A 14,151-nucleotide genomic window follows, 5' to 3' on the forward strand; every position below is an offset into this window, starting at 1 on the left:
CGTCACCGCCACGGAAACGGCTTTTTCCGGTTTCTCCAACTCCTCATGGTATCTCCTGCTGGGCGTGTTTGCCATATCGGCGTCCATATCAAAAACAGGCTTATTGTTCAGGCTGGCGCTGTTATTACTGAGGAAATTTCCTCCCAACTACTTCGGGCAAACGCTGGCCTTCGCTCTGACCGGCCTGATCTTGACACCGGTTATCCCTTCAAATAATTGCCGGGCCGCGCTGGCCAGCCCGCTTGCCCGCAGCTTAAGCCAAGCCTTGAATCTAAAAAACTACAGCCCCGGCTCAGCGGGCATGGCCATGTCCTGCTTATTGGGTTTTGGTCAAATGTCTTTTTTGTTTCTCAACGGCTCGTCATCCAATCTCCTTGTATTAGGGCTGCTGCCGGCGGAGGTAAGTTCAAAAATAACATGGGGATATTGGTTGAAAGCGGCGTTGCCAATGGGCGCACTTTTCTTTTTTTTATCTTACCTGTTGATTATCCTTCTTTACCGGCCCCAGGAAAAACTGCGACTCAACCCGGCCGTTATCGAGGCGCAGATTAAGATTCTCGGGCAGATCACCATGCAAGAAAAAATATCGTTAATGACTGTTATAATTACGATCCTCGCTTTCCTGACCCAGCCCTGGCACCACATCAACACCGCCTGGATCGCCATGCTTGGCTTTTTGATTCTGAGCGGGTGCGCGATACTGGATGAAAAAAGTGTGCGCTCAGATATCGACTGGAGTTATCTGATCGCATTCGGCTCTTTAACCGGACTGGGGAGCATCATGTCCTCTATTGGCTTAACTGCCGTTATTGCAAATAGCGTGGCGCCTTATTTGCATTTCACAGGGAATAAGGTGCTAATATTATTATCCATCATTCTTGTCTTCTACCTGATTCGTTTCGCCCTGCCCGCCGCGCCCGCCCAAATAATCACCATGATTATGTTTATGCCGCTGGCTTCCGTGACCGGAATTAATCCATTCATTATCGGCTTGATCGTGATTCTGTGCAGCAACCCCTGGTTTCTTCCCCATCAAAGCACTGTTTACCAAAATGTTATTAATGGAACCGAGGGAAAGTCGTTTCGCCATGAACAGGTCCTGAAACTTGCCCTCGCGCATTTCGTGATCACTCTGGTTGTAATTATTACCCAGATTCCATATTGGCGGGGCATCGGCTTGCTCCGTTAAAACTTTCCGCCACAATACGATTCCGCCCCTTTAACTTTGCTTCATAAAGAGCGCTGTCCGCCCGCGCCAGCAACTCCTTCAAAAAATCCTCCCGTATATTTATCGACTCTGCATTTACGACACTAATCAGGCCAATACTGAGGGTAACCGTCAAATCCCCGATCATGGTCTTGACAATTTGGTTCTCCACCATCGACTTGATTCTATTGGCCAAAACAACCGCGCCTTCATTGTCCACCTGGGGTATGTAAATGATGAATTCATCACCCCCGAACCTGGCCATTATATCCGACTTGCGCAGAGCCTTCTTGATGATTTCCACAACATCCCGCAGCACATCGTCTCCGGTTAGATGTCCGTGAGTGTCGTTAAGAAGCTTAAACCTGTCCAAATCCATCAGCATCAGTGAAAACGGAATATTGTAGCGGTGCGCGGCAACAATTTCATATTCCAGTTGATTTAGGATGTACCGTTTGTTATAACAACCGGTCAACGCATCCGTAATAGCCATCTGCTCAAGCTTCTTGTTCGCTTCGTAAAGCTCTGTCTGAAACCGCAGCAACTCATCGTTCTGCCGTTCAAGAGTCGCGTTTTTTTCGTTGATTTTTTCAATCAGCTTGCGCAATTCCGTTACGTTGTTAAAAGTAATGCTCCGGCCCAACAAATTTTTTTTGTGGTCCACCACCGGTGCAATATGCATAGTGATATGGCGCGGTTGTTCCCGACGGATAACTATTTCCGTCTTTAGTTTTTTCAATCTCTTTTGGTTATAATCTTCCAGGAACAATCCGGCCGACTCAGTTTCTGAATGTGGATAGAACTTTTTAATATCAAAAACTTGGCCGGGCTGGAGGCTGAGCAGTTTGCCCGCACTCTTGTTAATATCGAGAACTACTTCATTTTGGTCAATGATCACCATGCCTGTGGCCATGCTGTCAATTACTTCACGCCGGGCAATATTTACAATTCTGAACAAGTCATACTTCTGTATGGCTACCACAAAACATATGGTTAAAATAACGATGCCGGAGGAAGTCAGCCCCGGCACGATAACAGACTTAGGCAGAACAAAAGTGTTTAACAACACATCAGCGATTGACAGCGCGAGAAAAAATACAACTCCCCAGATACAAAGGCTCAGCTGCTTTTTCTTGTTTTTTTCAGAGACAGTGGCCAGCTCGTTTACCATTAGCGCACCGCCCACGATAAAGTAAATTATTATAAAAAATACAAACAGCCAAAAAAATGGCCCGTAAGTGCGCGTCATCCAGCCGTCAGCGGATGGCCGGGCGAACAAGTAATGCCACGGGTTGGTTATAACAAGCAGCGAGCACAGGACGGCGGGCGCGGCCCACAGGCACAGGTGCAGTTTCCTCGCGTTGCTGATCTTCCCGGTTAAAACAAGAGAAAACACATGCCACCCGTAGCCGAGAAAGCAGAGACTGACAAAAGCCGCGCTGAGAAATATCCATTGCAGTTGCTGGTCAGGGATAACATTAATAAGGAAATTGCAGAACGGCCACATGCCCAGAAAATAATGAAAAGCCAGGTAAACCTTATAGAGAATTGTTATGTCATTCGCTACAAGAACATACATAAAAAGCACAAACAAGATAATAAAAAGATAAAAGTCCACCACGCGCGCTCAACTCCTAGAAAAACCAGAGAAATCCATTATTTCATGGAATTTCGCCGAAAAGAACATAATTCCTGCAAAGGAGCTGAATATATCATGATAAGCGCGAAACGAAGCCGCCTCCAAGAAGCAGCTTCGTTTCTCAGATGTATTTCCATGCCCTCCGGAATAGATGTTATACCTTGAATCTGCCCACAATGGCATCCAAGGCGCCGGACAATTCAGACAGGGATGCGGCGGAAGCCGAGACTTCTTCCATAGACGCCGTTTGCTCCTCTGTTGAAGCCGCCACATTCTCCACACCCGCCGACATCTCCTCAGTGGCAGCCGCCACGCCTTGAATCTCCGTCGTCAAACTCTGTACGGCGCTGATAATTTTATTAAAACCTTCTCCTACTTCTTGAATGACCAGGGTGCCGGCTTCAACATCCCTGCCGCCCTCAGCCATGCATTCCACCGCCCTTTTTGATTCAACCTGGATGGCGTTTACCAAGCTGCTTATCTCCTTGGTGGCGTTAGCAGATTCCTCAGCCAGCTTTCTTACTTCCTCAGCCACAACAGCAAATCCCAGCCCCTGTTCGCCCGCCCGGGCCGCCTCAATGGCGGCGTTCAGCGCCAGCAGGTTGGTTTGATCGGCTATGCTGGTAATTAGTCCGACAATTTGGTTAATCTCCTGAGATTTTTTACTCAGTGCAACAATGGTGTCGGAAACCTGTTCAGCCGATCCGGCGATACTGCGCATTTGCTCTGTTAACTTGGCTATTCCCCGCTCACCTGCGCCGGCATGCCTGGCGGCAGTTTCGGAAGCCTGCGCCACACTCTGCGCGTTTGACGAAACCTGTTCCACCGTGGCGGCGATCTGCCCCATCGTGGAGGCGGTTTCACTGGCGCCGGCCGCGGTTTGCTGGGCACTTGCAGTTAACTGCTGAGACGCCCCGGCCACTTGCATTGAGGCTCTTTTCACTTCCAGCATAATCGCCCTCAGGTTAGACAGAAACCGATTAACCGCTTTAGCCAAGTCACCCGTCTCATCCTTGCTGTCCACCTGAATCTCCTGGGTTAAATCGCCGCCCTTTTCCGCCAGCGTGTTTAACTCATTTTTTAGAACGCGGATGGGCCTGACAATCTGACTGGCCAGGAAAACCGCAAACGCTCCCGCGATAATCATAACAATCAAGGTCAGGCCAATGGAAATGGCGGCAAGGGATTTAAGAGTGGCCGAAATTTCCGCCACAGGACTCGTCAGCACGAGAGACCATTTCGTGCCGGCAACCGGCGCATACGCTATGAACTTAGACACACCTTCAAAGTCGCAGCGGGTAACACCACTTTCCCCTTTAGTCATTTTTTGCGCGGCCGCCGTCAAATTAGGATCGAGACCGCTGTCCTGCAAAAGATTCAGCTTCATTACCAAATTTTGATCAGAATGGGCGATGCACAACCCATCCCCCCGGACCATATAGGCATAGCCTGTTTTGCCGACCTTGATCGTCGATATTTCGCGAACAATCTCGTCCATCGGCAACGTGCCCAAAATAAGTCCGGCCACTTGATTATCCCTTTTGACCGGGGCCGCCACGACAAAGACCAGGTTGCCGGAAACCTTGGAAATGAGCGGGTCTGAAACAACGGCCTGCCCGGTGCTCATTGCCTGCTTAAAGTAATCCCTGTCACCGACACTGCCTGCCCCGCCCTCCGTCGAATAATAATCGCCTTTGCCGTCGGCGACAACAAAGGATTCGTAGTTGTCGAAGCGTTTCAGCTCATCATTAAGATAAGAAAGGATCGCGTCACGGTTCCCCGCGGCGACAACCGGTGAACTGGCCAGAGTGCTAACCTCGGACTTATGTCCGTCCAGCCACAGGCTGACCTCTGTGCCGCAGGCTTTTGACAGGGAAGCCAAGTCCAGTTCAAAGTTAGCGATTAAGACCTGCCGCGCCTTTATATAGCTAAGACAAGACAAAGACCCCAGGGCTACCGCCAATACGACGATAATAGTCGCCATAAACTTAAACCTAATACTACTCACCATTTCCATTTTTAACCCTCCTTCTTTATATAAAAAAACACCCCCATCATCCCTGACTAATATAAATCCAATCATCAAACAGAGATATAGGAGTATTCCTGATTTTATTCTTCATATTCTCTTATTTTTATTTACCTATTTATACTTTTCGAGAAAATTTTCCCAATTGCTTCAAATAGATGTCAGACCTTCACGGATAGCATATTTTATGAGTCCCGCCATGCTTTGTATATCCAGCTTGTTCATAATATTCCGGCGGTGAGTTTCAACCGTCTTTCCGCTCACATGGAGCGCGGCAGCTATCTGAACTGTATTTTTACCTTCGGCCAAAAGCTGGAGCACTTCACGCTCTCTGGCTGTTAAGACGGAAAAAACCGAGGTATCTTTTTCGTGCAGGCTTTGTATGCATTCTGTAACGACCACACCTGCCACACTCGGGCTCAAGTAATATTTATCCGTGAGTATTACCTTGACGGCACCAACCAGTTCCTCAAAGGCACAATCTTTGAGCAGGTATCCTGACGCGCCGGCGTTCAACATCTCCATTACAAATCTCTTATCCGAATACATTGACAGGGCGACCACTTTAATACTCGGGCTTTCGTCCTTAATTTTACGGGTAGCTTCGATACCGTTTAATTCAGGCATGACAACATCAATTATGACAACATCGGGCGATAATTCCCGCGCCAACCGTACTGCCGTACGACCGTCCGCGGCTTCCGCGATCACTTCCACGCCGGGTGTTTTCTCAAACAAGGAGCGGAGCCCGTCGCGCATGATCTTGTGGTCGTCTACCAGAATTAATCTTATACTCAAATATACCCCCTCAATAAATCCTCAATATTGATAAAAAACTCCTCTATCCCGATCACAATAAACCTAATAATTATTCGGGGAAATAGGAGTTTTCCTGATTTTATTCCTCATATTATCTTATTTTTTTCTTTTTATCGATTTATTTTTATTGCTTAAATGAATGTCAAACCTTCACGAATGGCATATTTTATGAGCCCCGCCATGCTTTGTATGTCCAGCTTGCTCATAATATTCCGGCGGTGTGCATCAACCGTCTTTTCGCTCACGTGGAGCGTCGCGGCTATTCGCGTGGTATTTCCGCCTTCGGCCAGAAGCTGCAGCACTTCACGCTCTCTGGCCGTTAAGACGGAAAAAACCGAGATATTTTTTTCGTGCGGGCTTTGTACGTATTCTGCCATAACCACACCTGCTATATTGGAGCTTAAGTAATACTTATCGGAGATTATTGTGTTGACGGCACAAGCCAGTTCCTCAAAGGCGCAATCTTTAAGCAGGTATCCCGACGCGCCGGCGTTTAACATTTCCGCGACAAATCGCTTGTCCGAATGCATTGACAGGGCAACCACTTTTGTATCCGGGCTTTCTTCCCTGATCTTGCGGGTGGCTTCGATGCCGTTTAAGTCAGGCATGGCAACATCCATTATAACAACATCGGGTGACAGTTCCCTTACCAGCTGCACCGCCGTACGGCCTTCCGCGGCTTCCGCGATTACTTCCATGCCGGGCGTATTTTCAAGCAAGCAGCGGAGGCCGTCACGCATGATCTTATGGTCGTCAACAATGATTAATTTAATACTCAAATAGATCCCCCCGAAACCTACCGGCGCCTGAGAGGCGCTTCCAGGGTGACAATGGTTCCCACGCCCGGTCTTGACTTTATTTCCATATTCCCGCCCGTGTGCTTTAAACGCTCACGCACGCTAAAAAGTCCAAACCCACCCGCCTTGCTGATATCGAAGCCTTTTTTAGCAATGTCAAAGCCCGATCCGTCATCTTCAATGCCAATTCTTAAGTTCCGGCCCTGTTTCTGGATAGATACCAGCGCCTTCTGCGCTTTGGCGTGCTTAACAATATTCATGAGGATCTCTCTTACCGCCGTAAAAAGAATAATCCGTATTTCATCCTCCAGTGGCTTTAACTGCCCGTCATCTTTTAAGCAAAACCTGATGCCGCGCTTTTCTACGATCTGTTCACCCAGCCATTCAACCGCCGCTTCGAATCCTAGTTCATAGAGAATGGGCGGGCTGATCTCAAATGTCAATGAACGTGTGTATTGAATCGTTTTTTCAACAAGATCCTTAATTTCGTCCACATTTTTTCTAAGCGTGTCGGACGACAATGATTCCCGCAGCGCTCCCAATTCCATCCTGGCGACTGCAAGAGACTGCCCGATATGGTCGTGGATCTCCGATGCGATACGCCGCCGCTCCCGCTCCTCGGCTAACGACAATTCTGCCGCGAGTGATCTAAGCTTAATTTCATAGGCTTTTACTTTCATCTCAGCTATCTTGCGCCCGGTGATATCATGTTTTTCAAAAACCGCCCCGGCAAACCGGCCGTGCTCATCAAGCAATATATTGCCGGTGCTCTCAATCCAAAGGTAGTGTCCGCCGGCGTGCCTGTAGCGCACTTCCAATTTAACCCGGGATTTGTTCTTAGCAAAAGCATCGAGCATCTTTACCGTTCTTTTCAAGTCGCTCTTATGTACGAAAGCTAATAATGACTTGCCGATCATATCCTCAGGCTCGTATCCTAAAAAGCTTCTATGGGACGGGCTGACATAACAGTAAATAAACCTGGCGTCAGTCTGAGCAATCATATCCATCATGTTATCGGTTATCCGGCGCAAATTAGCCTCGCTTACCCTCAGCGCGTCCTCCATCCTTTTGCGCTCGGCTTCCTCCGCCTGCCCGCCCTGCTTTTCCTTTTCCATGCGTTCCGGGCAAAAATGCGATATTTCTTCAATAAAGAGCAATTTCCTTGTCCAACCTTCTTCCCTTATCTATAATATCTTTCCGCCTTATTATGAGATTTCTTTAAATTCCCGGCAATCCCTGCAATATTTTCTTGTCCCGCCCCAAAAATATTAATTCATAACAACACTATCGATTTAGGATAATAAACTTAGAACTCGACATTTTATCACTTGTCGATTATTATATAATAACGAAAATGATTTCTATAATTTCCAGGAGTAACTATATGAAAATCACCGTAATCGGATTAGGGAAAGTGGGCATGGAAATCACCCGGCGACTCTGTGAAGAGGGACATGACATCCTGGTCATTGACAAGGATGAATCAAAATTGTCCAAGATTTACGAAAACAATTTGGACGTCATCGCGATGAAAGGAAATGGCTCCAGCGCCCGGATCCTGAAGTCTCCGGAGGTGGCGGGAAGCGATCTGCTGGTGGCGGTGACCAACAGCGACGAAATTAACATGATCGCCTGTATGATGGCGAAAAAAATGGACATACCAAGGACAGTCGCCCGGATTAGGGACCCGGACCACGCCCGCGACCTGATCGTCTCCAAAGAGGACATGGGCCTTGACCTGGTGGTTAACCCGGAATACGCCGCGGCCATGGAAATCAGCCGGCTCCTGACAGTGGCCCTGCCGGTTCACACCGAACTTTTTGGCGACGGCAAGATCCTGATGGCAGACATCACCATGGACGAAAACATGACGGCCTTTATAGGCAAGAAATTAAAAGATGTGGAACTGCCGAGGGCTTGCCTGATCGTGGCCATTTCACGCCGCGGAGAAATGGTCATACCCGGCGGAAAAGATATCATCATGCCCGGCGACACTATTTACCTGCTCGGTCACTCCGACAGCGTAAACAAGTTTTGCCTGAAGATTAAAAAGAAAAAGCAGAAAATGCAGGATGTGATCATTCTGGGAGGCGGCAGGATCTCCTACTACCTGGCGGAAAAACTCAATTCCCAAGGCATCCGGGTGAAGATTATTGAGCAAAACCTGGAACGCTGCCGGGATTTGGCTGAGAGCCTGCCGGAAACGCTCGTCCTGCAGGGCGACGGTTCGGACATCGACACCCTCAAACGTGAAGGGATCAAGGAGACTGACGGCTTCGTGGCGGTAACCGGCATTGATGAGGAAAATCTCCTGCTCGCCTTACTGGCTAAACAAATAGGCGCCAAAAGAGTGGTGGCCAAGGTCAGCCGGCCCAGCTATACCACGCTGGTGGAAAGGCTGGGGGTGGATGCCGCCATCAGCCCGCGCTTGAACATGGTCAGCGAGATCCTGCGCTTCATCCGGGGCGGCCGTCTCCTCTCCCTGTTCCTTCTCCTGAACGGTCAAGCCGAAGTTTTCGAATTGATCGTCCAGCCCGGCACCAAAATCGTCGGCAAGGCCTTGAAAAATTCGGGAATGCCCAAGGGAGTCATCATCGGGGCTATCGTGCGCGGTGAAGAGGCCATCATTCCCGAAGGCAACGACGTGATCATGGAAAACGACCGCCTGGTGGTATTCGCTCTCGGGCATATCATGCACAATATAGAATCCTTATTCAATTTGGGAGGATCCCCGCTTGAACAGAAACCTTATTATTAGAACCCTGGGATTGGTGCTGATATGTGAAGCGGGAGCCATGCTTCCTTCCTTCTTCCTTGCCCTGTATTACAGGGAGCCTGACCTGCTTCCTTTTCTTTACAGCATTCTTTTACTGGCGGCGCCGGGCTTTTTGCTCGCGCTGGTCCGCGTCAAGAACAAGGATGTCGGCTACCGCGAGGGATTTGCCATCGCCACCATGACCTGGCTGGTCACCGCCGCCTGCGGCAGTATTCCCTTTCTCCTGTCCGGCAGTCTGACTACCTTTTGCGACGCTTTTTTTGAATCCATGTCCGGCTTTACCACCACCGGCGCCTCGGTTATACCCGACGTGGAAATTCTGCCGCACGGCATCCTGTTCTGGCGCAGCTTCACCCATTTCCTGGGCGGCATGGGCACTATCGTGCTTATCCTGGCGCTCATCCCGTCCTTAAAGGTGGCCGCGACGCAGCTCTACAAGGCCGAGGTGCCCGGCCCCACCAAGAGCAAGGTGTTGCCCCGTATCCTTCAGACCACCAGACAACTCTGGAAAGTCTACATGTTGCTCACAGCAGCGGAGGTAATCCTTCTCCTCCTGGCCGGGATGCCGCTGTTCGAATCTTTCATCCACACCTTCGGCTCTGTGGGCACAGGCGGCTTTTCCTGCAAAAACGCCAGCATAGGCGCTTATAACAGTTTGGCAATAGAATGTATAGTAATGTTTTTTATGATTATTTGCGGCATGAACTTCGCCCTGCATATCGGCATAATGCGCGGCAATTTCAAAGCTTACCTTAATGACCCTGAGACCAGGCTCTACCTGGGCATCATTGCCATCAGCGTCTCGCTCATCGCTCTAAACCAGGTTTATGCTCTGAATAACACGGTGGAAGAAGCGATTCGCTCATCTTTCTTCACTGTTTCCTCCATCATTACCACCACCGGCTATGCCACGGCGGATTTCGATCGCTGGCCGGAATTCAGTAAAATCATCCTGTTGCTGCTGATGTTCGTCGGCGGCTGCGCCGGCTCCACCGCCGGGGCCATAAAAAACGTGCGTTTTCTTATACTTTTCAAAAGCGCCGCCCGGCAGATCCTGAAATTCCTGCACCCTCATGCCGTCGTTCCGGTCCGTCTGGGGCGGGAAGTGGTTCCCGACGAAGTCGTCGAGAACGTGCAGACCTTCTTCTTCCTTTACATGCTCATTTTCGGCGCGTCCACCTTATATATCTCCTCGCTAGGTCTCGATCTGGTCAGCGCCGCGTCCTCCGTCGCGGCCACTCTGGGCAATATCGGACCTGGTCTGGCGCTGGTGGGTCCCATGACCAACTTTGCATCCCTGCCGGATTCCGGCAAGCTATTGCTGTCATTCTGCATGTTGATCGGCCGGCTGGAGATCTACACCGTCCTGGTCGTTTTCAGCGCCCGGTTTTGGCGGTAGCGTTACATGGTCTACATGGTATAGTACAGTATTTCGTTCATTTTGGCAGTTCTAAAATTTTCTTCTACAGCTATGATTAAGATATGATTAAAAATTGAAAATATAAAATAAAGAAGCTATACTGTAAAAAACGAGGTGGTTTTTTATGAATTTAATAAGAGAGTCAGACCTTCCCGGCATCGGCCGAAAGTTCCAGATCAATACCATAAGCGGAGATAAGCTTGTAATCGTAGTGCATGATGACGGCAGGCGCGAGATGCACCATTTTGATGACGACGACCCTGATGACAGCATATCCATGGTCATGCTTAACGATGCCGAGGCACGTTGTGTCGGAGGTATTCTCGGCGGAATGTCTTATATGCCGAAGGCATTGGAATCGGTTGACATGGCTTTTGATGAAATGGTTATTGAATGGTACAAGCTTGAACCGGGAATAAAATCGATTGGCTTGACAATCGGCGATTTGGGAATTCGCAAAAGGACGGGCGCCTCAATCATTGCCATTGTGAATCGGGACCATAGTAAAATAATTAATCCGGGTCCCGAACAAACAATTAAGGAAGGGGCAACCATCGTAATCCTTGGGGAGAGAGAGAAAGTAAAAGCCTGTAAACGTTTGCTCCAGCTTGGGAGCATATAACGGATGGAGCAACACATTCTCTTTGAAGTCGGGCTTGCCCTGAGCATTATTGCAGCGGTCGGCTTATTGTCCTCCCACTTGCGGTTTTCAATTGTTCCTTTCTTAATAATTGCTGGAATGCTTGTAGGTCCTCATGCTCCGCATATAGGTGTTCTTGATTTTCGTTTTATAGAAAGTGCCTCGTTAATTGATTTCATGGGACGCTTGGGTATTCTCTTTCTGCTGTTTTACCTCGGGCTGGAGTTCTCCGTCGGCCGTTTAATGAAGGCCGGGCGTTCAATTATCATGGGCGGGACCATTTACATGGCCATCAATCTAACTCTGGGATTGCTTTTCCCCTATTTGCTGGGGTGGCCTTTGCGGGAAATCATGGTGGCGGCAGGAATTACTACAATTTCATCCAGTGCTATTGTTGCCAAGATGATCGTTGACTTAAAACGGTCGGTTAGGTCGGAAACCGAGATGATTCTTGGACTGATGATGTTTCAGGATGTCTTTGTGGCTGTCTATCTTTCAGTTGTATCGGGACTTGTGTTAAGCGGTACGGCTTCTCCCTTAATTGTCTTGCAGTCAGCCGGCCTGGCGCTTGGTTTTATGCTTGTTTTTCTCTTCCTGGGGCGCAAGCTTCTCTCACAGCTGAACAGGATGCTGAATATTCCCTCTGATGAAGTATTTTTACTTGTATTGTTCGCCATAATTACTCTGGTAGCCGGATTCTCGGAAACCATCCATGTCGCGGAAGCGATCGGTGCTTTGTTAGTCGGTCTGGTGCTGGCAGAGACTGAACATTTAGAACGGATTGAACACATTCTTGTACCTTTCAGAGACTTGTTTGGAGCATTATTTTTCTTCAGTTTCGGCCTGAGTATAGATCCCCTTTCTATCAGTGGAGCAGTATGGCCCGCCCTTGCGGCGGTGGGGATAACATTAATCGGCAACTTTGTGTCCGGGATGCTCGCAGGCCGCATGGCCGGGTATTCGCACCGGGCTTCTACTTATGTCGGATTGACCATAACACCTCGCGGCGAGTTCTCCATTGTTTTAGCCAAATTAGCGTTGGCCGGGGGATTATTGCCCATTCTTCAGCCTTTCGCAGCCCTTTATGTGCTTGTCTTAGCGATTTTAGGCCCGCTGCTTACCAAGGAATCCAAGTGGATTTACATCAAACTGAGCCGTATATTCGGGTGGCCGGAACTAAAAGAAAAGCGAAAGCAAAAAGTTTTAAAACAAGCCTGATCTTTAAACCATCATCTTTACCGGTAAAATATCGGGAGGTTATTCGGGAACCAGAAACAGGCAGCGACGCGGGGATGTACAAGCACTTAGCATCCGCAAGCGTATGTCTTTTTCTTAACGGCAATATCAAATAACACTTTGACAAGATAGAAAAACAGCAACACGTTCAGTAGGGAGGCAATTATAAGAACAGGATTAAAAGATACGAAATTTATCCCTTTGCTCGTCTCAAAAAGAACCAGATGCGTATTGATGTAAACAGTGGAGCTGAATCCGGCGGACAACAGCAGCAGCCTTTTATCCTTGAGGTAAATAAAAGCTAAAATTGACAGGGCGACAGCGGGAAACAAGTATCTTTCATGCATCCTGGTGGAAAACACGAACACACCCGCGATAAGGAGAAGCGCCGCCGCAAAAGCAAACGCCCTGCTGTTTCCTTTAATATAAATGAACCATGAAAAAGCCGTAATGATGACAATAAAAATCATCCCCCAGTTATGATAGCTTAACAGAAACATGGTTGTCGCGTCTTTTGCATAGTTTTTCCCAATCAAACTGAAGAAGTTGAACGCGTTAACGGAGGCATAGGGATACTCTCCCATAGTGTTTGAGAAGAGCTTGAAAATCCACAGCGCGTCTTTGGACAAGGCAAACGGCAGGATAATCATTGCAGCAGTACCCAAGGCGAAAGCTGCCGCCGTCAGGAAGCTTTTAAAGCTTTTTCCCCTGACCAGTTCAAAGAAAAGCACGGGCAGAAAAATAATTCCCTGCGGCTTCATCAACACGGCGGCCGTGAATAAGGCGGAAGCAAGGCCGATCTTTTTTTCCGACAGCATATACAAAGAAGATACGACAATAAAGGTGAAGAATGAATCCACCTGTCCCCAAAAGGTAGAATTGATCATAACAGCCGGGTTGAAAGCATAAAAGGCGGATAACAGGATGCTGATTTCCCGGGACAGATATTTGCCGGCCAGCCTGTATATAAGATATGCCGTGGCGATATCAGCCACTATTGACGGCAGCCTTAACAATAATGTATAGTACGGACTCATTGCCTGGACTCCGGCAGCCTTGCCGGCTAAAAACAAAATATACATGTACAAGGGCGGGTAGTCGCTCGACCGGGAGCTTGCATAAACTTGAAAAAGATTATGCGCCGCGGCGGTGGCCCAGTTTTTGAAAAGACTCATGTCAAAAGGATGCCCGTCTGTCAATGTGGCGGCGGAAATTCGCAAAAGCAGCCCCGCGCCGAGCATGGTGAATATTAATATTCTCTCATGGCCGGGGTGGATTTTCAGCTTTTTGCGTACGAGAAAATAATATGCCGCGATGAAAACAGCCAAAAATACTGCTGCATATGCGATTAGTTGAGGAGAATACTTGATCCCCGCGCCGGTAATCCCTCCCCGCATCCGTCCATTGGGAGGCGCCGTACGCTGGGTTGAGTCAATATTCGGCTGCCCTTCAGGCAATTGATTGGCCATCCCGGGCGGCCGGTTTCTTTCCCCCGGGAGGGCGTTGCCGGTTTCGGCGCCGCTTCTTTCCCCCGGGAGAAAATTACGGGTTTCCATTCCGCCTTGGCGTGAGGCGGCGTTACCGCTGT

General features: G+C 48.8%; 11 protein-coding genes. 5 read left to right on the forward strand and 6 right to left on the reverse strand.

Annotated features, from left to right (window positions below; all coding sequences use genetic code 11):
* Nucleotides 1–1,189: SLC13 family permease (locus A4E54_RS02195; RefSeq protein WP_286724087.1), on the forward strand; the 1,189-nt coding region annotated here is incomplete at its 5' end.
* Here A4E54_RS02195 and A4E54_RS02200 read toward each other — a convergent pair.
* The 5 genes from A4E54_RS02200 to A4E54_RS02220 all read right to left on the reverse strand — a co-directional run bounded on the left by A4E54_RS02200 (nucleotide 1,146) and on the right by A4E54_RS02220 (nucleotide 7,648).
* Complete coding sequence (locus A4E54_RS02200) at nucleotides 1,146–2,828, reverse strand: histidine kinase N-terminal 7TM domain-containing diguanylate cyclase (RefSeq protein ID WP_286724089.1); 1,683 nt, start codon at nucleotides 2,826–2,828, stop codon at nucleotides 1,146–1,148. The two genes, A4E54_RS02195 and A4E54_RS02200, sit on opposite strands and share 44 nt — an antisense overlap.
* 172 nt (nucleotides 2,829–3,000) lie before the next feature.
* Complete coding sequence (locus tag A4E54_RS02205; protein WP_240083465.1) at nucleotides 3,001–4,863, reverse strand: methyl-accepting chemotaxis protein; 1,863 nt, start codon at nucleotides 4,861–4,863, stop codon at nucleotides 3,001–3,003.
* Between the two features lie 162 nt (nucleotides 4,864–5,025).
* The gene (locus tag A4E54_RS02210) at nucleotides 5,026–5,673 is read right to left on the reverse strand and encodes a response regulator (RefSeq protein WP_240083466.1); all 648 of its coding nucleotides are present in this window, start codon (nucleotides 5,671–5,673) and stop codon (nucleotides 5,026–5,028) included.
* A 152-nt stretch (nucleotides 5,674–5,825) separates the two neighbouring features.
* On the reverse strand, nucleotides 5,826–6,473 hold the full coding sequence (locus A4E54_RS02215) for a response regulator (RefSeq protein ID WP_286724093.1): 648 nt from the start codon (nucleotides 6,471–6,473) through the stop codon (nucleotides 5,826–5,828).
* Nucleotides 6,474–6,490: 17 nt separating this feature from the next.
* Complete coding sequence (locus A4E54_RS02220) at nucleotides 6,491–7,648, reverse strand: PAS domain-containing sensor histidine kinase (RefSeq protein ID WP_286724095.1); 1,158 nt, start codon at nucleotides 7,646–7,648, stop codon at nucleotides 6,491–6,493.
* A gap of 227 nt (nucleotides 7,649–7,875) precedes the next feature.
* Here A4E54_RS02220 and trkA point away from each other — a divergent pair, with 227 nt between their 5' ends.
* The 4 genes from trkA (at nucleotide 7,876) to A4E54_RS02240 (ending at nucleotide 12,545) form a co-directional block, all read left to right on the forward strand.
* Nucleotides 7,876–9,249, forward strand: coding sequence for a Trk system potassium transporter TrkA (gene trkA / locus A4E54_RS02225; RefSeq protein WP_286724097.1), 1,374 nt, complete (start codon nucleotides 7,876–7,878; stop codon nucleotides 9,247–9,249).
* Nucleotides 9,227–10,666 carry a TrkH family potassium uptake protein gene (locus tag A4E54_RS02230; protein ID WP_240083470.1) on the forward strand — a complete coding sequence of 480 codons (1,440 nt, stop codon included), beginning with the start codon at nucleotides 9,227–9,229 and terminating at the stop codon, nucleotides 10,664–10,666. The genes trkA and A4E54_RS02230 overlap by 23 nt, the downstream gene beginning before the upstream one ends.
* A 145-nt stretch (nucleotides 10,667–10,811) precedes the next feature.
* Nucleotides 10,812–11,309 (forward strand): cation:proton antiporter regulatory subunit, encoded by a 498-nt coding sequence (locus A4E54_RS02235; RefSeq protein ID WP_240083471.1) that lies wholly within the window; start codon nucleotides 10,812–10,814, stop codon nucleotides 11,307–11,309.
* 3 nt (nucleotides 11,310–11,312) lie between these two features.
* Entirely contained in the window at nucleotides 11,313–12,545 is a 1,233-nt protein-coding gene (locus A4E54_RS02240; protein WP_240083472.1) for a cation:proton antiporter, read from the forward strand.
* Between the two features lie 86 nt (nucleotides 12,546–12,631).
* Here A4E54_RS02240 and A4E54_RS02245 read toward each other — a convergent pair whose 3' ends face one another.
* On the reverse strand, nucleotides 12,632–14,119 hold the full coding sequence (locus A4E54_RS02245; RefSeq protein WP_353681806.1) for a glycosyltransferase 87 family protein: 1,488 nt from the start codon (nucleotides 14,117–14,119) through the stop codon (nucleotides 12,632–12,634).
* Nucleotides 14,120–14,151: the final 32 nt, after the last annotated feature.

The sequence above is a fragment of the Pelotomaculum sp. PtaB.Bin117 genome (assembly GCF_002067195.1).
Lineage (GTDB): Bacteria > Bacillota > Desulfotomaculia > Desulfotomaculales > Pelotomaculaceae > Pelotomaculum_D > Pelotomaculum_D terephthalicicum.